General features: G+C 73.1%; 14 protein-coding genes and 8 pseudogenes. 10 read left to right on the top strand and 12 right to left on the bottom strand.

The features are described from left to right. Nucleotides 1-207: 207 nt before the first annotated feature. The 3 genes and pseudogenes from BM536_RS02835 to BM536_RS02830 all read right to left on the bottom strand — a co-directional run. The gene (locus BM536_RS02835; protein ID WP_342748772.1) at nucleotides 208-5,346 is read right to left on the bottom strand and encodes an amino acid adenylation domain-containing protein; all 5,139 of its coding nucleotides are present in this window, start codon (nucleotides 5,344-5,346) and stop codon (nucleotides 208-210) included. Beyond that, entirely contained in the window at nucleotides 5,232-6,113 is an 882-nt protein-coding gene (locus BM536_RS44235; RefSeq protein ID WP_342748771.1) for a condensation domain-containing protein, read from the bottom strand. The genes BM536_RS02835 and BM536_RS44235 overlap by 115 nt, the downstream gene beginning before the upstream one ends. Nucleotides 6,114-6,318: 205 nt before the next feature. Continuing rightward, nucleotides 6,319-6,540 (bottom strand): annotated as a pseudogene (locus tag BM536_RS02830) (ATP-binding cassette domain-containing protein); the annotation flags it as partial. 281 nt (nucleotides 6,541-6,821) lie between these two features. Here BM536_RS02830 and BM536_RS02825 point away from each other — a divergent pair. From BM536_RS02825 to BM536_RS02810, 5 genes and pseudogenes are all read left to right on the top strand, one after another. After that, nucleotides 6,822-8,066 carry an ROK family transcriptional regulator gene (locus BM536_RS02825; RefSeq protein WP_094102469.1) on the top strand — a complete coding sequence of 415 codons (1,245 nt, stop codon included), beginning with the start codon at nucleotides 6,822-6,824 and terminating at the stop codon, nucleotides 8,064-8,066. Nucleotides 8,067-8,315: 249 nt separating this feature from the next. Then, nucleotides 8,316-8,939 (top strand): DUF4232 domain-containing protein, encoded by a 624-nt coding sequence (locus BM536_RS02820; RefSeq protein WP_094102468.1) that lies wholly within the window; start codon nucleotides 8,316-8,318, stop codon nucleotides 8,937-8,939. A 286-nt stretch (nucleotides 8,940-9,225) separates the two neighbouring features. After that, nucleotides 9,226-9,459 (top strand): annotated as a pseudogene (locus BM536_RS44230) (FAD-dependent oxidoreductase); the annotation flags it as partial. A 187-nt stretch (nucleotides 9,460-9,646) separates the two neighbouring features. Continuing rightward, on the top strand, nucleotides 9,647-10,483 hold the full coding sequence (locus BM536_RS02815; protein WP_342748770.1) for an FAD-dependent monooxygenase: 837 nt from the start codon (nucleotides 9,647-9,649) through the stop codon (nucleotides 10,481-10,483). A gap of 82 nt (nucleotides 10,484-10,565) precedes the next feature. Beyond that, a complete protein-coding gene (locus BM536_RS02810; RefSeq protein WP_073497084.1) occupies nucleotides 10,566-11,150 on the top strand; it encodes an AMIN-like domain-containing (lipo)protein in 585 nt (194 codons plus the stop codon). Nucleotides 11,151-11,350: 200 nt separating this feature from the next. Here the strand turns inward: BM536_RS02810 and BM536_RS02805 are convergent. From BM536_RS02805 to BM536_RS02795, 3 genes and pseudogenes are all read right to left on the bottom strand, one after another. Further along, nucleotides 11,351-12,099: pseudogene (locus BM536_RS02805) on the bottom strand (cupin domain-containing protein). Nucleotides 12,100-12,263: 164 nt separating this feature from the next. Continuing rightward, on the bottom strand, nucleotides 12,264-13,964 hold the full coding sequence (locus BM536_RS02800) for a cellulase family glycosylhydrolase (protein WP_425444596.1): 1,701 nt from the start codon (nucleotides 13,962-13,964) through the stop codon (nucleotides 12,264-12,266). Nucleotides 13,965-14,183: 219 nt separating this feature from the next. Next, a complete protein-coding gene (locus BM536_RS02795; protein WP_073497082.1) occupies nucleotides 14,184-15,842 on the bottom strand; it encodes a catalase in 1,659 nt (552 codons plus the stop codon). A gap of 216 nt (nucleotides 15,843-16,058) precedes the next feature. Between BM536_RS02795 and BM536_RS02790 the strand changes: the two are divergent. Continuing rightward, nucleotides 16,059-16,951 (top strand): annotated as a pseudogene (locus BM536_RS02790) (aminoglycoside phosphotransferase family protein). A gap of 16 nt (nucleotides 16,952-16,967) precedes the next feature. On the opposite strand, the gene BM536_RS02785 reads toward BM536_RS02790, so the two are convergent. After that, on the bottom strand, nucleotides 16,968-17,450 hold the full coding sequence (locus tag BM536_RS02785; RefSeq protein ID WP_073497081.1) for a VOC family protein: 483 nt from the start codon (nucleotides 17,448-17,450) through the stop codon (nucleotides 16,968-16,970). Between the two features lie 221 nt (nucleotides 17,451-17,671). On the opposite strand from BM536_RS02785, the gene BM536_RS02780 reads away from it, so the two are divergent. Next, a complete protein-coding gene (locus tag BM536_RS02780) occupies nucleotides 17,672-18,325 on the top strand; it encodes an ATP-dependent Clp protease proteolytic subunit (RefSeq protein WP_073497079.1) in 654 nt (217 codons plus the stop codon). Nucleotide 18,326: 1 nt separating this feature from the next. Then, a complete protein-coding gene (locus tag BM536_RS02775; RefSeq protein WP_094102466.1) occupies nucleotides 18,327-18,929 on the top strand; it encodes a ClpP family protease in 603 nt (200 codons plus the stop codon). A gap of 19 nt (nucleotides 18,930-18,948) precedes the next feature. On the opposite strand, the pseudogene BM536_RS41630 reads toward BM536_RS02775, so the two are convergent. Continuing rightward, nucleotides 18,949-19,370 (bottom strand): annotated as a pseudogene (locus BM536_RS41630) (helix-turn-helix domain-containing protein). Between the two features lie 886 nt (nucleotides 19,371-20,256). On the opposite strand from BM536_RS41630, the pseudogene BM536_RS02760 reads away from it, so the two are divergent. Further along, a pseudogene (locus tag BM536_RS02760) lies at nucleotides 20,257-21,143 on the top strand (RNA polymerase sigma factor SigF). A gap of 18 nt (nucleotides 21,144-21,161) precedes the next feature. Here the strand turns inward: BM536_RS02760 and BM536_RS02755 are convergent. Both BM536_RS02755 and BM536_RS02750 read right to left on the bottom strand, forming a co-directional pair. Further along, entirely contained in the window at nucleotides 21,162-21,617 is a 456-nt protein-coding gene (locus tag BM536_RS02755) for an ATP-binding protein (RefSeq protein WP_073497071.1), read from the bottom strand. Nucleotides 21,618-21,719: 102 nt separating this feature from the next. Next, a pseudogene (locus BM536_RS02750) lies at nucleotides 21,720-22,959 on the bottom strand (DUF6777 domain-containing protein). 163 nt (nucleotides 22,960-23,122) lie between these two features. On the opposite strand from BM536_RS02750, the gene BM536_RS02745 reads away from it, so the two are divergent. Next, complete coding sequence (locus BM536_RS02745; protein ID WP_094102464.1) at nucleotides 23,123-24,409, top strand: streptophobe family protein; 1,287 nt, start codon at nucleotides 23,123-23,125, stop codon at nucleotides 24,407-24,409. A gap of 19 nt (nucleotides 24,410-24,428) precedes the next feature. Here the strand turns inward: BM536_RS02745 and BM536_RS02740 are convergent, their stop codons facing one another. Then, on the bottom strand, nucleotides 24,429-25,433 hold the full coding sequence (locus BM536_RS02740; RefSeq protein ID WP_094102463.1) for a serine/threonine-protein kinase: 1,005 nt from the start codon (nucleotides 25,431-25,433) through the stop codon (nucleotides 24,429-24,431). After that, nucleotides 25,433-25,755: pseudogene (locus tag BM536_RS02735) on the bottom strand (hypothetical protein); the annotation flags it as partial. The gene BM536_RS02740 and the pseudogene BM536_RS02735, both read right to left, overlap by 1 nt.

The raw sequence follows: 25,755 nt of genomic DNA, 5'->3' as shown, positions 1-25,755 counted from the left end.
CCAGATGCAGAAGTGCCCGGAGGAGCACTGGTTGTAGTTGTAGTGGGTTGTGCCGCCGGGGCGTTGACCACCACCAAGCGGCGGCCAGCACTGCCCTGGACAGCAGGGCGGGGCGAAGACGTGAACCGATCAGCCCTGCCCACGGCTCCCACCGTCGGGCGCCGTCGGCCGCGCCGTTCGGTGTCGGCCCCGCTCATCCTGCACGGATCAAGGGGCGGCCCGCCTCGCGAGTCCGGCCGTGTCGCGACCGTCCATCGTCACGGGCGAGGACGCCCCACCCACCGCTGCACGCACCCCTGCCGCGAGCGGCTCCAGGATCTGGCCGAGCAAGTGCGGCGGCCCGGCGGTGATGCCGGCCTGTTCCATGGCCCGCCAGTAGACGAGGGCCGTGGGACCGTCCACCAGGCCCCGCACGAGGGGCACGTCCGCGCCTGAGGCGTGCAGCAGCGACTCCGTCCGGCAGGAGGCCAGCGTGCCGGGGAGCCCGTGTTGCGCCACCGCCTCGGCGGTCGAGACGACCTCGGGCAGCCCTTCGGCCAGGGTGCGCCGAGTGGCGCCGACCGTGAGCAGCCCTCCGCCCAGGACCAGGACGTCCGCGTGCTCACGCATACGGGCGAGCGCGCGGCCGGTGTCGAAGCAGTGCGGGAAGCTGTCGTCCACGACGACGGTGCCGGGACGCAGCCGGTCGACGTCGAGGAGGGTGCTGTGTCCGCTGACCGCCGCGACGATCAGTCCGGCCTCGTGGACCGCGTCGGGCAGGCAGGGGTCCGAGACCTGCACGGTGACTTCTTCGGCCAGACCGCGCTCCCGCAGCGACCGCGCAAGGTCGCGCAGGCGCGGGCCGCTGCCCGGCACGTCGCACAGCACGAGGCGGGCGGGCGGCCGCTCGGCCAGGGTGAGCAGCAGTTCCAGAGAGGAGGCGCCGATGGAACCGAGCCCGACCACGGCCAGGTCCGTGTCGGCCAGGTCCCGGCCGGTGGCCGACAGGGCGACGTGCACCGTGCGCACCACGGAGCCGACCGTGGCCGCGTGCCCGGTGGTGATCGCCGCCGGGGCGCGGGACGCGCGCAGCACGTCGAAGCCGTAGCCGGTGAGTGAGGGGATCATCCCGGCCAGGGAGACGCAGCGGGCGCCCAGTGCAGAGGCCGTCTCCACGGCGCGGACCGTGTGCCCGGCCAGGGCACCGTCGCCGGCTAGTTCGTCGGCGAACAGCGGGACGGCGACGAACCCGGACCGGCCCAGCGGGGTGTGGGTCGTCTCCAGCAGCCGGGGAGCCCCGTCGGGGAACAGCAGTCGGCGGATGTCCTCGCGGACCGTCCTGGTTTCCGGCAGGCCCGCGAGCCGCGCCAGTTGGGCGGGGGCGGGCAGGTAGCCGACGAGCGCGGCGTCCAGGTCCTGCCCGCCGGGGCGCGTGGACCGCCGTACGGGCCGTACCGTCCGGGGGACGAGTCGGTCGCGCAGTCCTCCGGCGAACGCGGCGAGCGCGGACTCGTCGAAGGCCGCCGCCGCACCGCGCACCATGACCCGCAGCCGGTCCCCGTCGGGCCGCACCGCGAGGAAGACGTCCGTGCCGGCGGCGGGCGGCGTGAAGTCGCTCTCCTCCTCGTCCCACCGCACGGCAAGGAGGTCACCGTCCCGGGGACCCAGCGCGCCGAAGTCGAGGAGGGTGAAGAAGAACTGGGACGTCAACGGCAGCCCGCCGGCGTCCCGCGGGACGATGTCCTCGTGGATGCGGGCGGCGATCGTCTCGTCGACGACCCTGCGCACGCGCTGCGGGAAGCCGTCCCCGGGCGGGGCCTGGGTGCTGGGCCCGAAAGGGCGGACGGCGACGGCGGTGGCGAACGGCCCGAAGACTCGGTGGATGTCGGGCAGGGGGTGGTCGCGGCCGGACACGGCCAGCCCTATGACGAGGTCCTCCTGGCCGGTGAGGGTGGTGAGCGCCTGGTGGTAGGCGGCGAGGAGCGGCGCGTACAGGGTGGCGCCCGCCTCGGCGGCGATCTTGCGCAGCGCACCCGTGGCGGTGGCGTCCAGGACGAAGCCGTGGGAGAGGAAGCCATCGGGGATGAAGCTGCGGGTGCTGGACGCGTCGGGCTGTCGCTGCCCGGTACCGCGGGCCGGGGCCCGCAGGTTCGGCTTGGTGTAGGGCGCGCACAGATCGGCCCGGCGCCGCCGCGCGCCGTCCTCCTCCGGCCGCGGGTGCGCGGGCTGCCCGGCGAGGTGTTCCGCGTGCTCGCGGAACGTACCTCGCAGCTCGGGCAGTTCAGGTGCCGCGCCGCGGTTCAGGGCGTCGTGGACGGTGGTCAGTTCCTCCAGGAGCAGGGCCGCGCTGTAACCGTCGCCGATCAGGTGGTGGGCGTGGGCGACGAGCACGTGCTCCTGCGGGGTCAGGGTGAGCACGCTCAGACGCAGCAGCGGCCAGGCCCACGGCTCGAAGCGGCGGCGCCGTTCGTCCTCGACCCGCCGCGCCAGCTCATGCGGCCCGGACACGGTCTCGAAGGCGACCGGCAGCCGCAGCGACGGGGGCAGTTCCTGCTGCACCGGCGGCCTCGCCCCGGCGGGGAAGACCGTGCGCAGCATCGGATGCCGGGCCACCAGGGTGTTGACGGCCCGCTGGAAGCGGTCCCGGTCGAGCGGGCCGGTCAGGCGCAGCCGGGCCAGCCAGGACCCCCCGGTGCCGGGGGCCAGGGCCTCGGCGAGCAGGAAGCCGCGCTGGCCGGGGGTGACGGGGTAGGCGTCCGGGAACTCCGGGTCGCGCTCGCCGGTGGGCAGCCCTGCTGCGCCGGCTGGGGCGTGTGAGCTGCTCTCCTCCGCGCCCTCGGCGCTGACGCCTGCGGTGTCCACGGCTTCGGCGTCCACGGCTTCGGCGTCCACGGCTTCGGCGAGTGCGGCCAGGGTGCGGTGCCGGTAGACGGCGGTGGGCCGCGGCAGCGGGCCGCCGCGCTGACGGGCCAGCAGGTCGAACACCTGAAGGGCCAGCAGGGAGTCGCCGCCGAGTGCGAAGAAGTCGTCGTGGCGTCCGACCCGGTCGACGCCGAGCACCTCGCACCAGATGCGGCCGAGCTGCTCCTCCGTGACCCTCGTCTGCGGGGGCGCGCCCGCTGCCGCTCGCACCCCGGCCCCGGGTAGCCCGCCCGACGCCCGCGGCATGTCCGTGCCCGGTGCCTGGGCCCGCGCGAGCAGCGCCCGCCGGTCGGTCTTGCCCGTGCCGGTCAGGGGCAGGGAGTCCAAAAGGACGATCCGGGCGGGCACCATGTACGGCGGCAGGGAGTCCGCCAGACACCGTCGCAGCGCCACCGCGTCCACGCCCTCCCGCGCACCCTGGGCCGTAAGGGCGACGAAGGCCGACAGGCGCCCCGAGTCGGCCAGTACGGCTGCCTGCGCGACGTCCGGAAGGGCACGCAGCGCTGCCTCCACCTCGCCGGGTTCGACGCGGTGGCCGCGTATCTTGACCTGGTCGTCGATCCGGCCGACGAACCGCAGCGCGCCGTCGGGCAGCACCTCCACCCGGTCCCCGCTGCGGTACCAGCGGCGGCCGTCACGCCACACGAACACGGCCCGTGTCAGCTCGGGTTCGCCCAGGTAGCCGACGGACAGGCCGACGCCCCCGATCAGCAGCTCGCCGGTACTGCCGGGACCGGCCCGCTCACCTTCGGGGCCTGCTACGAGCAGCTCCGTCCCGGCGACGGCGCGGCCGATGGGCAGCGCCGTGACCTCGTCGGCGGGGCGTTCGGTGACCACGTGGTAGGTGGCGTTGACGGTCGTCTCGGTCGGCCCGTAGAGGTTCACGATCCGCTGCTCCGAGCCGAACAGGTCGAACCAGCGGCGCACCCAGTCCGCCCACAGCACCTCCCCTCCGACGTGCACCAGGCGCAGCGCGGACAGGTCCGGCAGGCGCTCACCGCGCCGGAGGCGGTTCTCCGCCGCGGCCAGCAGCCGCTCCCACAACGACGGCACCGAACTCCACACGGTGATCCGCGTCCGCTCCACGTGGTCCAGCAGCAGTTCCGGGTCGCGCACCAGGTCTCGGTCGGCGGTCACCACCGTGGCGCCGGTCAGCAGCGGGGCGAGCAGTTGCCGTACCGAAGCGTCGAAGCACGGGGAGGAGGTGTTCGCGAGCCGGTCGCCGGGGCCGTAGGCAAAGGTGGTCACGGCCCAGTCGAGGTAGTTCTCCATGGCCCGGAAGGTGATGGGGACGGCCTTGGGGCGCCCGGTGGAGCCGGAGGTGAAGATGACGTAGGCCGTCGCGTCGGAGTCCGCGGCGATCTCGTCGAAGGTACCGTCCGGTGGCCCGGCGACCGGTCCGGTGGCGGTGACGGATCCGGTGGGGGTGACGGATCCGTTGGCGGTGACGGATCCGGTGGGGGTGACGGATCCGGTGGCGGTCGCGAAACCCCTGTCGGAGAGGGGTCCGGCGTCGGTGACGACGGGCACGGCTGTCGTGGTCGTGAGCGCCCGCGCCGCCGGCCGGGTGCGGTCGTCGTGCACGACCACGCGGACGCCGCACCGGGCCGTCTGCTCGGCCAGCCGGGCCGCCGGGTGTTCGGCGTCCAACGGCACCCATCCGGCGCCCGACCGCAGGATGCCGACGACGGCGATCAGAGTGCCGGGCCCCGGCGAGGTGAGCACCCCCACCAGGTCGCCCCGCCGCACGCCCTGTTCGCGCAGACGGCGGGCGAGGGATCGGCTGGCCGCGTCCAGGTCCCGGTACGTCAGCGTCAACCGGCCGTCGTCGACGGCGGCCGCGTCGGGATCGGCACGGAACCGTTCCAGCAGACGGCCGACGACGGTCGCCCGGGGAACGCCGGCGGGTACGGGAGCGAAGGGGCCGTTCTGCGCGTCCGGGGAACCGGCATCGCCCGCGAGCGCGCGCAGTTCCCGTTCGAAGTCGGTCGCGTGCCGGGTCGTCGTGGCGGCGGTGAAGAGGCGCTCAGGAGCGTTCCACGACAGCCGTAGCAAGGACCCGTCCTCCCAGACCAACAGGCTCAGCCGGGTGGCGGCCGAGCCGGTGCCCGCAGCGGTCGGCCGCACGTCGACCGGGCACTCGGCGTCCAGCGTGGCCGGGAAGCGGGCGAAGCTGAAGCTCGCCGGGCTCACCGCACGCGGCCCCGATCCGTCGCCCGGCATCATCCGGGCGAGGTCGAAGCTGCTCACCGTGGCGTGCCGCTCGCTCTCCAGCCAGGCCTGTCGCACGCGTTCGGCGAGGCGGGGCAGCGGGTCGTCCGAGTCCGTCTTCAGCAGCAGCGGCAGGGCGTCGGCGAGGGGGCCGACCAGCCGGTCGAGTCCCGGCAGCCGGGCGTCCCGGCCCGCGCGGGCGACGTTGACCGCGACGCCGCTGCCCGCCTCCACCGGGCCAGGCAGCGGGCGTAGGCGGCGAGCAGGAGATGGAAGAGGGAGACGTCCCATCCGGCGGCCCGCTCGCGCAGCGCGGCGACGAGACCCTCGTCCAGGGCGTGGTTCACGGCGACGAGGGGGCCGGGGCCGTCCTCGGCATCGGGACGGCCGTCGTAGGGCAGGGGCAGAGGGGTGTGGTCCGCCAGACGGGCCGTCCAGTAGGCGAGGTCGTCGGCACGGACGGCAGGTCGCCGTGCGTCGGTGACGTAGGAGGCGAAGTCCGCGGCGGGCGGCAGCGCGGAGGGGGCGCGGCCGAGGGCGAGGTCGGTGTAGAGCGTCCACAGTTCCGTGCCGAGCACGTTCAGGCTGTAGCCGTCGGCGGCCACGTGGTGCACGGCGAGGATCAGATGGGCCACCTCGGCGTCCTCGGTCACCAGCAGGGCACGCAAGGGGCGTTCGGCGGTGAGGTCCAGCGGCCGATTGGCGAACTCCGTCTCCAGCGCCTGGAGCGCCGCTCCGCCTCCGGGGCACGTCCGCGTCTCGATCCACGCCTCGGGGGCGGCGCCCGGCGTCACGATCTGGTGCGGTGTCCCGCCGTCATGCCCGATCCGTACCCTCAGCATGCCGTGCCGCCCGGCCAGCGCGGTGAGGGCGCGGCGCAGCAGGGCGGGGTCGAGCGGCCCTCGGATGGTGTGCCGTACCCAGCCTCGGGCCACGGTCTGCGGATACAGGGCGCTGCTGGTGTGCAGGGCCAGTTGGACGGGGGTGAGCGGGAACGGCACGCCTTCCGGGGCGGCGGCCGGGGCGGGCGCGTCGCCGGACGGTGTCGCCGCGGACCGGGTGCCGTCGTCGGCGGGCTGGGGGTCGTCGTCGGGGGCGTCGGTCGGGCGGCGGGCTGGGCCGGCGCCGGGCGGCCTTCCAGTCGATGGCTCCGCGCCGGCGCGGTTCGTTGCCGAGGAAGATGTTCTCGGTGATCGACATGCCGGGCACCAGGGCCAGTTCCTGGTGGATGATCACGATGCCGGCCCGCTCGCTGGCCCGGATGTCGTGGAAGCGGACCTGCTGACCGCGGTAGACGATGTCGCCGGTGTAGCTGCCGTGCGGGTACACACCGCTCAGCACTTTCATCAGGGTGGACTTGCCGGCGCCGTTCTCCCCGCAGATCGCGTGGATCTCGCCCTCCCGCACGGCCAGGCTGACGTCGGCGAGCGCCTTGACGCCCGGGAAGGTCTTGGTGATCGACCGCATCTCCAGCAAGGTCGGGGCGGCGGTCACGAGCACAGCTCCGCGCTGCGGAGGGCACACCGGCCGCTCGGATCCGCGCCGTCGTGCATGCGGCATTTCGTGGACATCAACTTGCCTCCGATGGCACCGCGCTGTGCCGTCGTGTCCGGGGTGTGGTCTGCGGCCGGACACTAAATCCATTTGTTTTACTAAGTCAATGGGCCGGTGAGGATATGTTTGTCGGGGGCAAGCAGAGAGGACCGCTCGTGCGGCAGGCAGGAACGAACCTTCCCAAGGTCGGGCGCTACAACCGGTCCGTGGTCCTGGACCAGATCCAGCTCGCCGACGGCATCAGCCGCGTCGAGATCGCCCAGCACACCGGCCTCACCCCGCAGACGGTCTCCGGCATCGTGCGTCGGCTGCTCGACGAGGGCATCGTGCGGGAGGACGGCGCCAGTCGCGTGGCCAGCGGCGGCAAGCCCCGCACCACGCTGCGGCTCAACGCGGACGCGGGCAGCGCGGTCGGACTCCACTTCGACCCGGTCGAACTCAGCTGCACCGTGGTCGATCTGCTCGGCCGCCCCCTGGTCGTCAGAAGGCGCCCCCTGGATCCGGGAGCCGACCCCGCGCTCGTCGTGAAGGCCATGGCCGAGCTGGTCGCCGAGGTGCTGGCGGAGGCGGGGGTCGCGCGCGACAAGGTCCTCGGGCTGGGGCTCGCCACCCCGGGACCGATGGACCTGCAGCACGGGACGATCGTCCGCGCGCCCCAGCTCGCCCACTGGACGCATGTGCCGGTGCAAAGAATGTTGAGCGAGGCGACCGGCCTGCCGGTGACCCTCGACAACGACGCCACCGCGGCCGCCGTCGGCGAGCGCTGGTCGGGCGCAGGCAAGGGCGTGGCGGACTTCGCCTACTTCTTCTTCGGTACCGGCGTCGGCGGCGGTCTCGTCCTCAACCACCAGGTGTACAGGGGTGGTTCACTCAACGCGGGCGAGTTCGGCCACTCCTCCGTGCTGCCCGACGGGCCGGAGTGCTACTGCGGCAACCGGGGCTGCCTGGAGCGGCTCGTCAACCCCTCGGCGATCGTCGCCGAGGTGCATCGCCGGCTCGTCGACGACCCCGCCACGGTCAGTGTGCTGTCGCGACCGTTCGCGCAGGATCCCGCCTCGGTGGACCATGCCGCGATCCGGATCGCCGCCGCCGCGGGCGACCCGGTCGCCGCCGCGGTCATCGACGCGACCGCGGAACACGTCGCCTCGGTCGCGGTCGACATCGCCAACTTCATCGACGTCGACCTCATCGTCCTCGGCGGTCACGGCATCCAGCACGTGGAGTCCCGTTACGTCGACGTCGTCGCCGCCGTGCTGGCCCGCCGCCCGCTGTCGCGGCACGTCCGGGTCGTCCGGGTCGAGGCGTCACCACTCGGCACGGACGCCGCGGTGGTGGGCAGCGCCGCGCTCGTCCTGCACGCCACCTACTCACCGCGGCTGTCGGCACTGCTCGCGGAGTGAGCACCGCTCGTCACGCCGGATCCGCCCCATGACAGGGCGTGCCGGCGCGGAACGGTTCCAGCGCCTCGTCGAGGCCGCGCTCGGCCGGGGCCGGCCCCCCGCCGCGGCCGTCCGGTCGGTGCGGCGGCGCCTCCCGTCACCGTCAACGGTGTTGGTTCCGGCGACATCCCGTCACCAAGCTGTGAAGAACGCGCGGGACTCTGGAGCAGCAGTCCGCACCAGCACGCTTCACGTCGGGGGAACCACGCCATGAGCACCGTACGCAGATCCGCACTCGTCCTCACCGCCCTTTCCGCGCTGGCACTGACCGGCTGCGGGCCCGCCGAGGACGACGCCGCGGGCGGGACCGGCACGACACCGGCCGCGAGCCCGTCGACGACACCTTCCAAGACACCGTCGACACCGTCGACTCCCTCCGCCGGAAGCTCGTCGTCCGGTGGCGGCTCCTCGGCCGACCACGACGTCTTCCCGTGCAGCACCCACGACGTCACGTTCACCGCGAGCCTCGCCGAACCGACCACCAGCAGCTATCTGCTGAAGGTCACCAACAGGAGCACGAAGGCCTGCCGGGCGCTCGGCCACCCGGTCGTGACCTTCGGCGACCTGGACGGCCAGGCCACGGAGCGGGGCACGGCCCCCGGCATCGAGGACGCGCTCAGGCTGGAGCCGGGTGAGTCGGCCTACGCCGGCCTCATGGGCGGCGCCGACGACGGCAGGGGCAGGACGGTCGGTTCGATCGCCATGACCATGAACACCGAGTCCGATCTCGAACAGACGCCCCTCGGCGCCACGACACCCGGCCTGTACGTCGCGCCCGACACCAACTCCGTGACCCCGTGGGTGAACAACGTGGAGGACGCGCTCAGCCTGTAGGCCGGACGCATCCCCTGCCGACCCGGGAGCCGCGACCGGGCGGCGGTGCTCCGTGGCCGGGCGCTCGGCCGAGGCCGGCGTGAACCGCACCGCCCTCCGTCGACAGGTACCGGCCACGTCGCCCGCCACGACCGGAAGGCCGCCGCCCTGATCGGCCCCGGCGTCGCCGACCACCGCCTCACCCGCGACCACCACGTCACCGCCACCCAGGCCACCCACGTCCGAGCCGTACTCCCGACCCCGACGGACTCCCCCCGCAACCGGCACGGAGACGCCGCACCGCCCGGTGTCTTCTGCGCGCGGGAGCGTGCGGGCTACGGTGCGCAGGGTCGGCAGCGCGTGGGTCCGTCGAGGTGGGGAGCGCGCCATGAGAGCGGTCGTCGTGGGGGCGGGTATCGGCGGGCTGGCCGCGGCGCTGAGCCTGCGCCGTGCGGGCTGCGAGGTCACCCTCGTCGAGCGGACGCCCCGGTTCACCGAGGTCGGAGCCGGGATCCAGCTCGCGCCCAACGCCACGCGTGCGCTGCGCCGGCTGGGCCTGCTGGACGCCGTCGCCGCGCGGGCGAGCCGTCCCGCCGCCCTGAGTTTCCGCGGCTGGTCCGACGGCGCCGAGATCTGCCGCTACGCGCTCGCGCGCGGCCGAGGAGGAGTTCGGGGCGCCGTACCTGCAACTGCACCGGGCCGATCTGCATCACGTCCTCGCCACGGCGGTGCCGCCCGAGGCAGTACGGCTACACACCGAGGTCGTCGGCATCGGCCAGGACGACAAGTCCGCCCACGTCCTGACGGCGGGCGGCGAGCGGCTGGAGGCGGACCTGGTCGTGGCCGCGGACGGGGTGCGCTCCACGGCCCGTCAGTGGCTCTTCGGCGCGGACCAGCCCCTCTTCTCGGGCACCGCCGCCTACCGGGCGCTGCTTCCGGCCGCGCGGGCGGCCCCTCTGGACCTGCCCGACTACGCGCTCTGGCTCGGGCCGGACCGGCACTTCGTCCACTACTGGGTGCGCCGGGGCGAACTGCTCAACATCGTGGCGGTGTTCCGGGCCGAGGCCGGGCAGGAGTCGTGGACGGCGTCGGCGGAACCGGGCGAACAGATGCGCGAGTTCGCCGGGTGGGACCCGCGGGTGCTCACACTGCTCGGACACGCGGGGCAGATGTTCCGCTACGGCCTCTACACACGGGCCCCGCTCGTGCGATGGAACGTCGGGCGGGTGACGCTGCTGGGCGACAGCGCCCACGCGATGGTGCCGTTCCAGGCCCAGGGCGCCGCGCAGGCCCTCCTGGACGCGGTCGTGCTCGGTGACAGTCTCGAGGACGCCTCGCCGGCGGAGGTGCCCGCGGCGCTCGACCGGTACGTGGCCCGGCGCATCGGGAGCACCACGCGCGTGCAGGCCGGTTCCGCACGGGCCGGGGAGGACTACCACCTCCCCGACGGGCCCGCGGCCCGGGCGAGGAACGCCCGCATGGCGTCGTACACCGCCGAGAACAGGTTCGGTCCGCACGCGACCGTCTGGGCAGCCGACATCCTCGCCGAGGAGACGCCCTCGTGACTGGTCCCGCCGACAGTGCAACCATTCGGCCGGTCGGGCTGTCCTAGCTAATATCAGTCACACGCACCTCAAGGGGGACACCATGGTGCGAACCAGAACCATTTGGGCCACCGCCGCTCTCATGACCGCCACGCTCGGCGTGGCCGCGATCCCGGCCCAGGCCGCCCCGGCCGCCGCCACACGCGCGGCCACCGCCTGCCCCATCGGCTGGGGCAGCGTCGCCAAGACGTACAGCGCCGGCACGATGGCGCCGGTGCGCAACGCCCGGTCCGGACAGCACGCCTGCCACGACCGGCTCGTCATCGACGTCCCGGGCGCGACCGCCGCCGAACTCGGCTACTCGGTCCGGTACGTCGACCGGCTCTACCAGGACGGTTCGGGCCGCTACATCCCGGTCGCCGGCGGAGCGATCCTGGAGGTGCGGGTGAGCGCGCCCGCCTACGACCCCGAGACCGGCACGCCGACGTATCCCGCCCGGATCGCCCAGCCGCTGCCCGGCGTCGACATCACGGGCTACCGCACGTTCCGCGACACGCGGTACGCCGGCAGCTTCGAGGGCGAGACGCAGATCGGGCTCGGCGTGCGTGCGCGGTTGCCGTTCCGGGTGCAGCAGCTCGACGGCCGCCTCGTGATCGACGTCGCCCACAGCTGGACCGCCACCCGCTGACGCCGCCCGCTCCACCGCCCCGGTGTTCCCCAGGCCCACGGCGGGCCGACGGCACCGGGGCAGGGGCCGGTCCTGACGGGAGGAACCCTGCCGCCTCGTACGGGCGGCCCGGCATCGTGATCGGTTCCTCGCCGCTCCGCTGCCGAAGGTCGCTCCGCTGCCGAAGGTCGCCCTGCTGCGAGGTCGTCTGCTGCCGCAGATCACACCACCGTGGTGCCCGGCAGCGTGTACTCGTCCCTGCGGCCGCACATCCCGAAGCCTTCGAGCCGGGTCGGCGCGGCTCGGTGAGCGGTCGCGTCGCCGAGGTACGACGGCTCCCCCGCCGCCAGCGCGTCCAACTGGGCGCCGGTGCGTTCGGCCGTGGCCAGCGCACCCGTCCGCCACAGCTCACGCCACACCGGCACCCGCGTGCGCACCAGCGCGGCGGCGGCCCGCTGGAAGGCCAGGAACGGCTCGGCATCCCCGGCGACGAGCGCCTTCCGCAGACCCAGGTAGCCCTCGACCGCGAGGTCCCGGCGGCGGCGTGCGACGCAGCCACCTCCGCACCGGTGCCGGGCGGGAGTACGGCGGCTGCCGCGTACCTCTCCGGATCGGCGAGCACCTCGGGCGGGAACGTGAAGACGGCGTCCCCCGCCTCGGGCAGGCCGCTGTTCTGCATCAGCACCGTGACGCGCAGTCCGCCGCCCTGCACCATCCGGTGCACGGTGCCCGGCGTGAACCAGGCCACCGAGCCGGGCTCCAGGGGGATGTTCCGGTAGCCGTCGGGGCTCAGGGTCTGCACCGCTCCCCGCCCGCCGGTGACGACGTACGCCTCCGTGCACACCAGGTGCAGATGAGGGCTGCCGCCGCATACGCCGTCGGCCGCCTCCCAGTCGTACGCGGTCAGGTGGGACAGGCCGACGGCGCCGGGCAGCGGGTGCGCGAGCGCGGACCCGGACTCGCTCACCATGGCTGACCCCTCAGGCTAGAAAGCGCTTACCCCCCCCCGTCTCATGAGCCTAGGTCAGGGGCCGGGGCGGGACAAGCCCGGTCGCCTCCGCGAGGCCGATGCCCTCGATCCCGGACGCCCGCCGCCGCGAGGCCCGATGCCCTCGCCGGCCGCCGCGGAGGGTCTCAACCAGTGGTGCAGGCGGTGCCGTTGAGGGTGAACGCGCTCGGTGCCGTGTTGGTGGCGCCCTTGGTGCCGATGAAGCCGATGGTCACCGTGCCGCCGACCGGGACGGCCGAGGTGTAGGACGCCGCGGCCACGCTGACCGTGTTCCCGGTCTGGGTGGGGGTCCCGCCCCACATGTTCGACACCGTCTGGCCGTCGGCGAAGGCGAAGCCGAGGGTCCAGCCGCTGACCGGCGCGGTGCCGCTGTTGCGGAGGACTATCTCGCCCTGGAATCCACCGGGCCACTGCCCCACGACGCGGTAGCCGACCGAGCATGCCGCGCCCGGGGTCCCGCCGTCCTCGTCCGTGGTGACGTTCACCGTGGCCGAGCGCGCCGAGCGGTTGCCGGCCGCGTCACGGGCGTAGACCGCGAACGCGTACGCGGTGTCCGGGGTGAGGCCGGTCAGGGTCGCGGTGTTCGTCGTGGACGCGGCGACCGTGGTCTCCGTGGTGCCGCTGATCCGTACGACGTCGTAACCGCTTACGCCAACGTTGTCCGAGGCCGCACCCCAGGTGAGGGTCGCGGAGGTGGCCGAGACGGCGGAAGCCACGGGAGCGCCGGGGGCGGTCGGTGCCTGGGTGTCGCCCGGATTGCCGCCGCCGAACACGGTGGCTTCCTCGGCGGTCTGGGCGATGCCGTTGACGCCGTGGAAGATGCGTTGGCCCCAGGAGCTGAGGCGGGTCGGGTCGAAGTCGATGGCGAGGTCGAGGATCGGGTCGGTGTTTCCGCTCCAGGACCAGGCCAGGTAGCCGAGGTCGAACTGTTCGGCGGCGGCCATCATGGTGTCCTCGTCGGGGTCGCCCCACTGGTCGGCGGGTCCGCCGAACTCACCGATGAGAAGGGGCAGTCCGGCGCTGACGAAGGCGCTGAGATAGTCGGTGATCTCCGCCGCGGTGTCGAAGACGCTGTACATGTGGATGGAGAAGACCAGGTTGCCGGTGGGGTCGGCGTCGTAGACGGTCCGGGCGTTGGCGCGCATGACGCCCTGCCAGTCCTGTCCCCAGTTGGGCGCGTCGACCATGATCGTGTGCTGGAAACCGGCGTTGCGGAGCTTCGTCACGGCGGCGACCGTCGGGTCGGTCCAGCCCTGCGGGTTGGTGTTCCCCCAGGGCTCGTTGCCGATGTTGACGATGACGTAGTCCTCCTGGCCGGCCAGGACGTTCTTCAGGCCGATCCAGTAGTCGGCGGCGTGGTCGAGGGTGCCGGCGGCGGCCTCCTCGCCGTAACCGGTGGTGTCGTGCACCTCCAGGACGCAGATCAGGCGGTTGGCCTTGCACTGCGCGATGACGGCGGCCACGTCCTCGGGGGTGTTCCTCGTCCAGCGGTGACCGTCGGAGAGGACGACGCGGACGGTGTTGGCGCCCAGCGCCTTGACGTCGGCGAGGGACTGCGTCTCGCCGGGATACCAGGTGTGGGCGTGGTTGACGCCGCGCATGACGAAGTCGTTGCCGTTGCCCTCCAGCAGGCGTCCGTTGCTGATGTGCAGGCCGGTGGCGAGGGCGCGGGGCGATTCGGCGGCCTGTACGCCGGCCGGGGCGAGGAGGCCCAGGACGACGGCGAGCGCGAACAGAGCGGCCAGGACGGGCAGACGCGCCGGGGCGGGCAGGCCTGCGGGGGCGGACGGGAACCTCTTCCGTGTCGTGCTGCGTGCTCTTCTCACTGCGACTCCAGGAGTGAGCGCCAGAAACTCAGGCATCGGGAGGACGGGTGGGGAGCGATGGGTGGGACCGAAGTGGTGGAGCGATGGGTGGGAGCGCTCCCATGAAGCCACTGCGGCAAGTACACGTCAAGGCGTAGCGCACAGGCCGGTTCATGGCGTTTTAGTCGGGGTCTTCAGCGCACTCCCCGGCGGTCTGCCGGGCGACCGCGGGCCGCGGTCTCAGCGGGTCACGACGTGCCGTTCGTTCGGGACGCAGTGGGTCATGGTGAGGCCCTCGACGTCGCGGGGCGGGTTCTTGCCCAGGTGGGCGAGCCGGTCACGGTCCTCGTCGGTCAAATCCTGGCTGGCCAGGGGTTCGAGGCCGGCGACATCCTCCGGGGTGATACCGAGGCCTTCACCGATCCGGAGGCCGAGGTCGTTCTCGACCAGGAGGAAGTGCCACACCATGCGCTCCTGCACCGGCCGGTCGCACTGGGCGAGCGCCGACGTGAGGTTCTTGACCAGGTCGTCGCGCTCCCACTGCTCCATCAGCAGATAGCGCTGGCCGGCCTGCTGGTAGTCGTTGGTGCGAGGGATGCGCTTGCGGGTGAGCCGGCCGTGGATCTCCGGGCCCTGCTCGTCGTGCGTGGGGTACTCGCTCTCCCGCAGGCCTCCCGTGATCGAGGGTTCGTAGTTGACGCTCGGGTTCTCGCCGCCGCCGTCGACGTGGTACGTCATCTGCCCGTCGCGCTGGTTGGTGCGCACCTCGGCGTTCTTCGCGTGGTTGACCGGCAGCTGGAGGTAGTTGGGGCCGACGCGGTGGCGCTGGGTGTCGCTGTAGGAGAAGGTGCGACCGATGAGCATCTTGTCGTCGGAGAAGTCCAGGCCGTCGACGAGGACTCCGGTGCCGAAGGAGATCTGCTCGTTCTCGGCGAAGAAGTTCTCCGGCATGCGGTCCAGCACCATCCTGCCGACCGGCTTGGGCGGGAACTCCTGCTCCGGCCAGGTCTTGGTGTCGTCGAGCGGGTCGAAGTCCAGCTCCGGGTGCTCACCGTCGTCCATCATCTGCACGACCAGCTCCCACTCCGGGTGGTCGCCGCGCGCGACGCTCTCGTACAGGTCCTTGGTGGCGTGCCCGAGGGAGTCGGCCTGCACGTTCGCGGCGTCCTCCTCGGTCATGCTGCGCACGCCGGCCTTGGGCATCCAGTGGTACTTGACCAGCTTGGTCCCGCCCTCGGCGTCGACCCACTTGTAGGTGTTGACGCCGAAGCCCTGCATGTGGCGGTAGTCGGCGGGGATGCCGCGCGGGCTGAACAGGTTGACCAGCATGTGCATGGCCTCGGGGGTCTGCGACATGAAGTCGAAGATGCGGCGCGGCTGCTGCTCGAAGGTGACCGGGTCGGGCTTGAGGGCGTGGATGACGTCGGGGAACTTGATCGCGTCCCGGATGAAGAAGACGCCCAGGTTGTTGCCGACGAGGTCCCAGTTGCCGTCCTCGGTGTAGAACTTCACCGCGAAGCCGCGGGGGTCCCTGGCGGCCTCGGAGGAGTCGCGTCCGCCGATCACCGTGGAGAAGCGGACCGCCAGGTCGGTGCGCTTGCCACGCTCCTGGAAGAGCTTGGCGCGGGTGTACCGGCTGATCGGCTCGTCGCCCCAGGCCCCGTACGCCTCGAAGTAGCCGTACGCCGTGACGCCGCGGGCGTGCACGACGCGCTCGGGGATGCGCTCCCGGTCGAAGTGGCTGATCTTCTCGAGGAACTGGTAGTTCTCCAGCGTGGCGGGGCCCCGGGCGCCGACGGTGCGCTGGTTCTGGTTGTCGTAGACCGGGTGCCCCTGCCGGTTGGTGAGCACCTTCCGGTCGTCTCCGGGACCGGGCCCCTGGCTCGATACGTCGGTCATGTCCGTGCGCTCCTTCGGTTCGGTCCCCCGCGGTCACGGGGTGCGGGGCTGCCGGGCAACCGCCGCCGGATCTCGGACGGACGTCCGGGTACCCGCCGGGCGGCCGGCCGTCACACGCGAGTCGCGGAAGGAACGCGTGAGGGCACCGGCAGGTGGGGCGTGGTCGGACGCAATCTCGTTGGACAGCCGTCGCGTCGATCACCTGGAATGAGCGGCATGTGTGCTGTGAAGATGCGCCCGGACGAGGTCGACGTCGACTCCGAGCTGGTACGGCGGCTCGTGGCCGCGCGGTTCCCTCGGTGGGCCTCGCTGCCCGTGGAGCGGCTGGTGTCCTCCGGGACGGAGAACGCGATGTTCCGGCTGGGCACCGACAAGGTCGTGCGGCTGCCCCGCCATCCGGGGGCGGTGGAGAGCGTGGCGTACGAGTCGCACTGGCTGGAGCGGCTGGGGCCGCGGCTGTCCGTCGCCTCGCCGGTGCCGCTGGCGCAGGGCGGCCCCGGCGAGGGGTTCCCCTGGCCGTGGTCCGTCTACCGGTGGCTGGACGGCCGTAATCCCGTCGCCGGAGCCCTGGAGCGTCCGGAGTCGCTGGCCTCCGACCTGGGGACGTTCGTCGCCGGGCTGCGCCGGGTCGACGCGCGGGGCGGGCCGCCCGGGCACCGGGGTGTGCCGCTGGCGGAACGGGACGCGCCCACCCGCTCGGCCCTGGGCCGGTTGGAGGGCCGGATCGACACCGCCGCGGTCACCGCCCTCTGGGAGGAGGCGCTGCGCGCGCCCGGCCGTACGGCGCCGCCGCGTGGGCCCACGCCGATCTGTCGCCCGGGAACGTGCTGGTCAGGGACGGCCGGCTCGCCGCGGTGATCGACTTCGGCTGTGTGGGGGTCGGGGACCCGGCCGTCGACCTGATCGTGGCGTGGAACCTGCTGCCGGCGTCGGCCCGCGCCACCTTCCGGGAGGCGGTGGGCGCGGACGACGCCGAGTGGGCACGCGGCCGTGGCTGGGCGCTGTCGATCTCGCTGATCCAGCTTCCGTACTACTGGGAGACCAACCCGCCCCTGGCGGAGAACTCCCGGCATGTGATCAGAGAGATTTTGGCGGAGGCCGGAGGCTGACGCGGTTGCGGCTCACCTACTCCCCGTCGTACGCCTTGCGCAGGGCGGCGATGTCCAGCTTGCCCATGGAGAGCATGGCCTTCATGGCGCGGGCGGCCTTCTCCTGGTCCGGGCCGGTGACCATCTCGGTCAGCTCGGTGGGCACGACCTGCCAGGACACCCCGAACCTGTCCTTGAGCCAGCCGCAGGGGCCGTGCTCGCCGCCGCCCTCGACGAGCTTGGTCCAGTAGTAGTCGACCTCTTCCTGGTCGGCGCAGTCGATCTGGAAGGAGATCGCCTCGTTGAACGTGAACTGCGGGCCGCCGTTCAGCCCGACGAACTTCTGGCCGTTGGCCGTGAAGTCCACCGTGACCACGGAGCCGACGGGGCCCGGGCCCGCCTCGGTGTAGCGGGCGACGTTGCCGACGCTGGAGTTCTTGAAGATCGACACGTAGTGGTGGGCGGCCTCCTCGGCCTGGCCGTCGAACCAGAGACATGTGGTGAATCCGTCGGTGGTCATGAGTTCCTCCGGGAGCGCGGGAGTGCGTGGAGCGTGGTCATCAGTGTCGACCGGCCCGCGCCCCGGAACTCATCGCTCGTAGGCGTACTCGTTCGACCGGCTTCCCTCTGCTGTCGGCGAATCTGCCCAGGGCAGGGAAACCCGCCGCGCGGGCGGTCACGCACCGAGGGTGGGTGGCGCGGCAGGGACGCTGCCGCGCCACCCCTCGACAAGGAGCGCCCATGTCCCCGTTCCCCACCGGTCCCGCACCGGCCCTGCTGCCTCGCGCCGAGGAGGGCGACACCTCTCCCGGCCGCTTCGACGACCAGCTCGCGGCCCAACTGCTCAACCAGCGCATCGTGCTGCTCGGCACCCAGGTCGACGAGGTGTCCGCGAACCGGGTCTGCGCGCAGTTGCTGATCCTGTCGGCGGAGGACCCGCGCACCGACATCAGCCTCTGCATCAACAGCCCCGGCGGCTCGGTCCACGCGGGGCTCGCCATCTACGACACGATGCGGCTCGTCCCCAACGACGTGTCGACGCTGGCGATGGGGTTCGCGGCCAGCATGGGACAGTTCCTGCTGAGCGTCGGCACGGCGGGCAAGCGGTACGCGCTGCCGAACGCGCGGGTCATGATGCACCAGCCGTCGGCCGGGATCGGCGGCACGACCGCGGACATCGAGATCCAGGCGGAGAACCTGGAGTTCACCAAGCGGACCATCGAGCGGATCACCGCCGAGCACACCGGTCAGAGCCCGGAGACCATCTCCCGGGACGGCGACCGCGACCGCTGGTTCACGGCCGAGGAGGCCAGGGAGTACGGCATCGTCGACCGGGTCGTGGAGTCCCTGGCCGACGTCCGCCCGGCCGCCTCTAAGCGACGGATGGGGCTCTGAGATGGGGACGTACATGATTCCGAACGTGGTCGAGCGGACCCCGCAGGGCGAGCGGTCCTACGACGTCTACAGCCGACTGCTGGCCGAGCGGATCATCTTCCTCGGCACCGAGATCGACGACGGCGTCGCCAACGTCGTCATCGCGCAACTCCTCCATCTGGAGTCGTCGGCGCCGGAGAACGAGATCGCGATCTACATCAACTCCCCCGGCGGCTCGTTCACTTCACTGATGGCGATCTACGACACGATGACGTTCGTGCAGGCGCCCATCGCGACGTTCTGCGTCGGTCAGGCGGCGTCCACCGCGGCCGTACTGCTGGCGGGCGGGGACCCGGGGCGGCGGTTCGCGCTGGAGCACGCGCGGGTGCTGCTCGGGCAGCCGGCCAGTGGCGGGCGGCAGGGCACGGTGTCGGACCTGGCGCTCCAGGCCAAGGAGATGGTCCGCATCCGAGCCCAGGTCGAGGAGGTGCTGAGCCGGCACACCCACCACGACGTGGCGACGCTGCGCGCGGACATGGACCGCGACAAGGTGTTCACCGCGCAGGAGGCGGTGGCCTACGGCCTGGCCGACGAGGTACTGGGCCGGCGTCCCGTGCGGGTGTGAGCGCCGGCCCGCACCTGCGTCAGGCGGCCAGGCAGAGTCCGTTGTGCGAGGACGTGGTCGCCGTACGACTCGTGTGCGAGGTGTGCGGGGTGTGCGAGGTCCGGCTGGTGAGGCGGATCAGCTCGCCCTGGGCGCGCGCCAGCAGGTCGCCGAGGCTCAGGCCGAGCGCGCGGGCGCGGCCGCCAGGACCTCCGAGGAGGCCTCCTTGCGGCCGCGCTCCACCTCCGACAGATACGGCATGGAGATGCGGGCGGTGTCGGCGACGTCCTTCAACGTGCGCTCCTGGGCCTGGCGTTCGCGGCGCAGGACGTCGCCGACCAGGTCGCGCCAGAGCGGTTCCCTGGGGGTGGGCGGCCGGTCGCGGGGCGGGCGGTTCCCGGGCGGCCCCGCCGAGGGGCGCAGCGGGATCACGCGGGCGTGGTTCGGCGCTTGGTTGCTCACCTTCCCAGCCTAGGAGGACCGGCCGCCGCAGGGAGGGCCCCGGCGTTCCGCCCTCAGGGAAATCGCGGCCGGTTCACGGGCCGGGTAGGGAGGTTCACGGGCCGGGCGCGGGGGTGCACAGGCCGGGTACGGAGGTGCACAGGCCGGGTACGGAGGTGCACAGGCCGGGCGCGGAGGTGCACGGGCGGGTACGGAGGTTCACGGGCGGGGCGCGGAGTAGGAGGACTGCTGCGCGATCACCATGCGGGCGCCGACCGCGTGGGGGCGACGTCGACGAAGGCCGCCTCGAACAGACAGTGGTGCGAGGCGGACGCCAGCACGGTCCTGGGGTGTCGAAGGCGCGGGTGACGTCGGCCGGGAGGCGGATCAGCACTCCGGTGAGGGTGGCGGCGGACATCCACCAGAAGCCGGAGGCCCCCGCGAGCAGCGCGGCGCGGGCGAGGGTGGGCGCCCACAGCAGTCCGAGGCCGATCCATGACGGCGCACAGGGTGGCGGGCGTCCATCGTCCGACGACCTTCAGCGTGTGGCCGAGCCGGTCCAGCACGTCGTCCCGGCGCCGGCGTCCGACCCCGCGGTCCGCGGCCCCGGCGCGCCCGCGCGTGGCTCCCCCGACGTGCTCATGCGCAGCTCCCCCGTGTGCGTGCCGTGAAGGTAGCGCTCGGGTCGGCCGGAGGGGAGACACCGTGCACGGCCGGGCACGGAAGGTGAGCATCCGGTGCGGCCGACCGTCTTCCGGCGGCCGCGTGAGCCGGATCGGAACCGGTGGAAAATTGGTGGCATGTGTTCGCCGACTCGGGGTATCCGCCCCATGAGCGGGCTCGCGGGCACCGGGACCGCTCACCGAGCGGGTACAGCAGACGTCGAACCGTGTCCGTGGGAGAGGAAATGCACACCGCCGTGATCGGGTCGCAGGCACAGGTCGTCGAGGACACCGCCGGAGCCGGCACGGGCGGCGTAGCGCTGCCGGGAGTCGGGGACCCCAGCCGCGTGGCCCCCCGCGACGCACGTGAGCTGTCGCGTCAGTTCTTCAAGCGCCTTACGGAGCTGGAGGAGGGCACGCACGAGTACCAGTACGCGCGCAACACCCTCATCGAGATGAACATGTCGCTGGTGCGGTTCGCCGCCGGTCGGTTCCGGGGCCGCGGCGACGACATGGAGGACATCGTCCAGACCGGGATGATCGGCCTGATCAAGGCCATCGACCGGTTCGAGATCTCGCGCGAGGTCGAGTTCACCTCCTTCGCGCTGCCCTACATCGTGGGCGAGATCAAGCGCTTCTTCCGGGACACGACCTGGGCCGTGCACGTGCCGCGGCGGCTCCAGGAGCTGCGGGTGGAACTGGCCAAGGCGCGCGACGAACTCGCCGGCCGCCTGGACCGGGAGCCGACCGTCGCGGAGCTGGCCACGCTGATGAACCTCACGGAGCGTGAGGTGGTCGAGGCGCAGATCGCGTCCAACGGCTACAACTCCTCCTCCCTGGACGCGCCCTCACCGGTGACGGCCCGGAGGGCGGCGAGGCGGTGCTGGCCGACTTCATCGGCGTGGAGGAGGACGGGCTGCGGCTCGTCGAGGACTTCCACTCGCTGGCCCCGCTGATGGCCGAGCTGAGTGAGCGCGACCGGCAGATCCTGCACATGCGGTTCGTGGAGGAGGCCACCCAGGCGGAGATCGGTGAGCGGCTCGGCTGCTCCCAGATGCACGTCTCCCGCCTGATCAAGCGGATCATCGCGCGGTTGCGCGAGGGGATGCTGGGGGAGCTGGGCTGCGCCTGAGGCGTAGCCCCCCGGGGCTCAGCCGGTGTCGACTCCGAGGACGGCGCGGACGCGCTTGCCGACCGGGATGCGTTCGGCGGTGACCTCCGCCGCGAGGGCGTGCACGATCTCCAGTCCGTGCCGCCCGATGCGCCGGGGGTCCTTGGGGAACCGCATGGGCAGGGCGTCGCTGCTGTCGTAGACGGCGACCGTCACCGACTTGTCGCTGCCCTCGAGTTCCAGGATGTACGGGCCGTTGCTGTGCCGGTCGGCGTTGGTGGTCAGCTCGCTGACGACCAGCATCACGTCGTCGCAGAAGCGTTCGTCCATACGGGCGCACCACTCCGTCCTGAGCTGGTCGACGAAGTGTGCGGCGAAGTCGCGGGCCTCGGCGATGGAGCCGGAGTCGCCGGTGAAGTGCGCGGCTCGACGGAGCGGCTCCACGGGTACGTCGAAACCGGTCGATATCACTGCCCCGCCCAGGTGCTTGATCATGCTGTTCTCTCTCGGAGGCCGGACTGGCCGGACGCTGCTGCACCCGTCCTCGTACCCCGTCCCGGGCCGTGCAGTCCTCCGGCTCGGCGGGAATGGGCTCCCTCACAATACGGGTGCACTGCTCGGGGACCGCGCGCCGGGCGAGGGCACCCCGGACCGGGAGGTGGTGTCGGCCGTCTCGGAGGGAGTGCCGTTCTCCGGCTCCGGTTCGCTCGACGGCCCCGGCGACGGGGGCGGTTCCTCGGAGTCCGGGGGTGGCGAGGGGCTCGTCGAGTCCGGCGGGCACGAGGCGGGCGGCCCGTCCCCGTCCGCGCACGGCGGATCGGGGCTGCGGGAGGTCGAGGGCGAGGTGGGCGGCGAGGTCGAGGTGGGCGAAGTGGGCGAGGAGTCGCTCGCGGACGGCTTCGGCGGGGCCACCGGGGGCTTGGCGGGCCGGTCCTCGCGGCCGGTGTCGCCGCGCTGCCGGGCGAACCAGCGGTCGTCGCCGGGGTCGTAGAGGACGAAGACGTCGACGACGGTCGTGGACGGGGTGACCACGACGACGTTCGCGGGGTGGTACGACGGCCAGGAGTCGCCGGTGCGCTTCGGGGTGGTCTGCTGCGCGACGGGCGGGGTGAGCGGGTTGCCGCAGGCGCAGCGCACGCGGGGCACGCCGCGGCCGTCGACGAGGACGGCGGTGCCGGACTGCAGGACGGCCTGGTAGGGGGCGGCGGCGCCGTCGCGGTAGCCGTGGTTGGTGACGCGGGTGTCCATGCGCAGCTGCACGGGGGTGAGGGAGCGCAGGTGGGCGGGGACCTCGGCGGGGTCGATGCCGGGGACGGACGCGAACGCCCCGGTTCTTCCCGGGGTCCGCCCGGAGTGCCTTGATCTGCTTCTCCACGTCGCAGGCGGAGACGTCCTGGGTGCCGCCGTACAGTCCGGGGGCGCCGCCGTCGACACCCCGTACGGCGTTGGCCGGTGCGGAGGTCGCCGCCGGGGCCTTGGAGGCGGGCGGGGTCGAGGCCCCGGTGGCGGTGGACTCGGTGAAGGGGTCCGGGCCCGTTTTGCCCGCGGCCTGGAGGAAGACCTCGCTGTCGCCGCCGGAGCCGCCTCCGTCGGAGCGCATCGTCAGGACGAGCGCGACGGCCACGGCGACGACGAGGGCGGTGGTGAGCAGCGCGACGCGGGACGCGGACCGCCACCACGGCCGGCGGGGCTCGGGTGCGCCGCCGGTCGAGGTCGAGCCGCCCGGGGGTCCGCCCGGAGGCGGGGTGGGCGGTCCCGAGGGTGGCTGCGAGGGGCCCGACAGCGGCCCGGAGGGCGGTCCGGTGGGGCGGCCCGAGGAGGGCGGTTCGACAGTCACGGGCACTCCCGACGTGGTTCCCCGCGACGCACCTCGGACAGCGGTGTGCGCCGCTTGTTCCCCAACACCCATACTGTGCGCTTTTTCTCCACTTCGCCCGATAATGGGCGCGGACGGCCCTCCCGGCAGGCGTGTGGACCTGGCGCTGCTTAGCGTGGCGAGGGTGAGCCCCGACCTCCCGAACCCCTCCCCCGGCCAGGCGGTGGCCCGTCACGGCTGGTTGCAGGCGGTCCCCGCGGCACTGGCCGGGATGATCGCCATGGTGATCACGGCCGCGCTGGGGCTGTGGGGGGCCGGCGCCGCGGATCTGCCCGACGGGGCCTACCCGAGGGTGGTCGCGGCGACCGTCGTCACGGCCGTCGGGGGTTCGGTCGAACTCTCCGGGAACGCCGGGGGAATCGCCGACACCCGGGCGGGCCTCACGGTGGTGCCGCTGTCCGTGGCGCTCGTCGGCGCCCTGGTGACGGCCGCCGGGTTCCTGCGGCCGCTGCGGCACCGGGCGGTCGCCTCGGCGGCCGAGCTGGCCGGCTGGGCGGCCCGCATCGCCGTGGTGTGGGTGCTCGCCCTGCTGGCCCTGGCCTTCGCCGCCCGCCGGACGTTCGCGGTGTCCCTGGGCGACGCCACGCTGGACGACCTCGGTGAGGTGTTCGGCGTGACCCCGAGGGCCGGGTTCACCGCCGACGTACCCCTCACACTGCTGTTCGGGCTGCTGTGGCTGGCCGGTGTGCTCGTGCTGGCGCTGCTGGTCTCCCGCGGGGCCCCGCTGCCGCCGAGGCTGCTGCGCTTCCAGGAGTCGGTACGGCCGGCGGCGTACGCGATGGTCGTGCTGCTGCTCGTGTGCGTCGCGCTGGGTGTCGTCATCGCGCTCGTGACCGCGGCGACCCGCGGCCATGCCCCGGAGACCCTCGCGGTGGTGTTCCTCGGCCTGCCCAACCTGGTGTGGCTCGCGTTCACCATCGGGCTGGGCGCCACCTGGGAGGGCCGGGTGCAGGGGCCGTTCGGGCTGCCGATGCCGCGTGTGCTGGACGAGGTCCTGCGCGGCTCGGAGACCGCCACGCTGAACCTGCGCACGCTCACCGAGCAGGACGGCCGGGTGTGGTGGCTCGTCGCCGTGGACGCGGTGCTGCTGACGGCGGCGGCGTTCGTGATGGCCGCCCGCTCCCCGGCCCGCACGCCGGCCTGGCGTAACGCCGTGCACACGGCGGTGGCGCTGGTGCTGACGGTGCTGACGATCTGCCTCGTCGGCCGCGTCTCCGCGCACTACGGCCTGACGCTGTTCGGCATCGGCGACCTGGGCGGCACGGGCCTCACCGGTGACCTCTTCCTGCGCCCCCGGGTGTGGTCGGCGCTGGGCCTGGCCGCCCTGTGGGGGCTGGTCGCCGGTTTCCTGGGCGGGCTCCTGGCACGGGGAAAGGCCGGTCGGGGCAGGGTGGGCGACGGCAGCGGGTAGTCCGACCGGGTAGTCCGCGTCAGGCTCGGCCGCCGGCGAACGGGTCGAACACCGGCGCCGCCCAGGAGGGTGGAGGCTTCGGCCGTCCCTCCCCCGCCGCCGCGACCCTCCGGTCCACCTCCGTGGGCGGGTGCCGCTCGGGTGGGCCGCCCAGGAGGGCCGTCCGCAGGGCGGCGACGAACGTGAGGCAGGTGGCGTGACGGGCGTCCGGGGTCTTGGCGAGGGCCTGGGCGAAGACCCCGTCGACGACGGACGGCAGGTCGGGGCGGGCTGCGGTGAGCGGGGGCGGCTCGTCGTACTGGTGGGCCCACAGCAGGGCCATGTCGTCGTCCCGGCGGAACGGCGGGTGGCCCGCGAGGGTCTCGTAGACGACGCAGGCCAGGCCGTACACGTCGCAGCGGCCGTCGACCGGGCGGCCGGAGATCTGCTCCGGGGCGACGTAGTCGAGGGTGCCGACGAACTGGCCGACGGTGGTGAGGCCGGTGAGGGACAGCGACTTCTTCGTCAGGCCGAAGTCCGTCAGGTAGACGTGCTCGGGGTGGTCGCTGTCGGTGCCGCGGTCCACGAGGATGTTCCCGGGTTTGACGTCGCGGTGGACCAGGCCGTGATCGTGGGCGGCGTCGAGGGCGGAGGCGACCTGCGCGGCGATGCGGGCGGCGGTGGCCGGGGGCAGTGGTCCGCGGCCGTCGAGGAGGTGGCGCAGGTCGCTGCCGGCGACGTACCGCATGGCGATGTAGAGCAGCCCGTCGGTCTCGCCGGCCTCGAAGACCGGGACGATGTGCGGGTGGTCGATCGCGGCGGCGACCCGGGACTCGTGGGTGAAACGCTTGCGGAAGGTGTCGTTGCGGGCCAGTTCGGGGGCGAGCAGTTTGAGCGCGACGGTCCGTTCCAGGCGCAGGTCGCGGGCGCGGTAGACGACGGCCATGCCGCCGCGTCCGATCTCCCGTTCGATGCGGTAGCCCGCCACCTGCCGGCCGATCAGGTCGGAGGGCCGGCCGGAGAACAGACTCGACTCGCGGCCCATCAGGGCTCACCCTCGGGCGTCACGACCCGGGTCGGGGCGTGGCCGAGGTCCGCGGCGGGCGGGGCGTCGGCCGCGTAGGTGCTCAGCCGGGTGCCGTCGCCGTACGCCCAGCGGGCCTGGGCGGGGTCGTACAGCCACATGGACTCGCCGTCGACGACCACGCCGATCCGCAGGCCCTGGGTGCGGCGGCGGAAGGTCTCGCCGTCGAGGCCGCCCGTGGCGAGTTCCTCGACGGCGGCCCGGTAGCGCGCGAGGGCCTGCTCGGTGCGGCCGAGCAGCGGGCGGGGGTCTGCGGCGGTGGTGGAGGGGGCCGGCGGAGAGG

The sequence above is a fragment of the Streptomyces phaeoluteigriseus genome (assembly GCF_001896135.2).
Lineage (GTDB): Bacteria > Actinomycetota > Actinomycetes > Streptomycetales > Streptomycetaceae > Streptomyces > Streptomyces phaeoluteigriseus.
The sequence above is the reverse complement of the archived record's forward strand: the minus strand, read 5'-3'. Positions and strand labels throughout refer to the sequence as shown.

Excerpts from the sequence above, each read along its gene's own strand:
- BM536_RS02820 (WP_094102468.1), top strand. The coding sequence starts at position 8,316 with ATGAGCACCGTACGCAGATCCGCACTCGTCCTCACCGCCCTTTCCGCG.
- BM536_RS02810 (WP_073497084.1), top strand. The coding sequence starts at position 10,566 with ATGGTGCGAACCAGAACCATTTGGGCCACCGCCGCTCTCATGACCGCC.
- BM536_RS02795 (WP_073497082.1), bottom strand. The coding sequence starts at position 15,842 with ATGACCGACGTATCGAGCCAGGGGCCCGGTCCCGGAGACGACCGGAAG.
- BM536_RS02785 (WP_073497081.1), bottom strand. The coding sequence starts at position 17,450 with ATGACCACCGACGGATTCACCACATGTCTCTGGTTCGACGGCCAGGCC.
- BM536_RS02780 (WP_073497079.1), top strand. The coding sequence starts at position 17,672 with ATGTCCCCGTTCCCCACCGGTCCCGCACCGGCCCTGCTGCCTCGCGCC.
- BM536_RS02775 (WP_094102466.1), top strand. The coding sequence starts at position 18,327 with ATGGGGACGTACATGATTCCGAACGTGGTCGAGCGGACCCCGCAGGGC.
- BM536_RS02755 (WP_073497071.1), bottom strand. The coding sequence starts at position 21,617 with ATGATCAAGCACCTGGGCGGGGCAGTGATATCGACCGGTTTCGACGTA.
- BM536_RS02740 (WP_094102463.1), bottom strand. The coding sequence starts at position 25,433 with ATGGGCCGCGAGTCGAGTCTGTTCTCCGGCCGGCCCTCCGACCTGATC.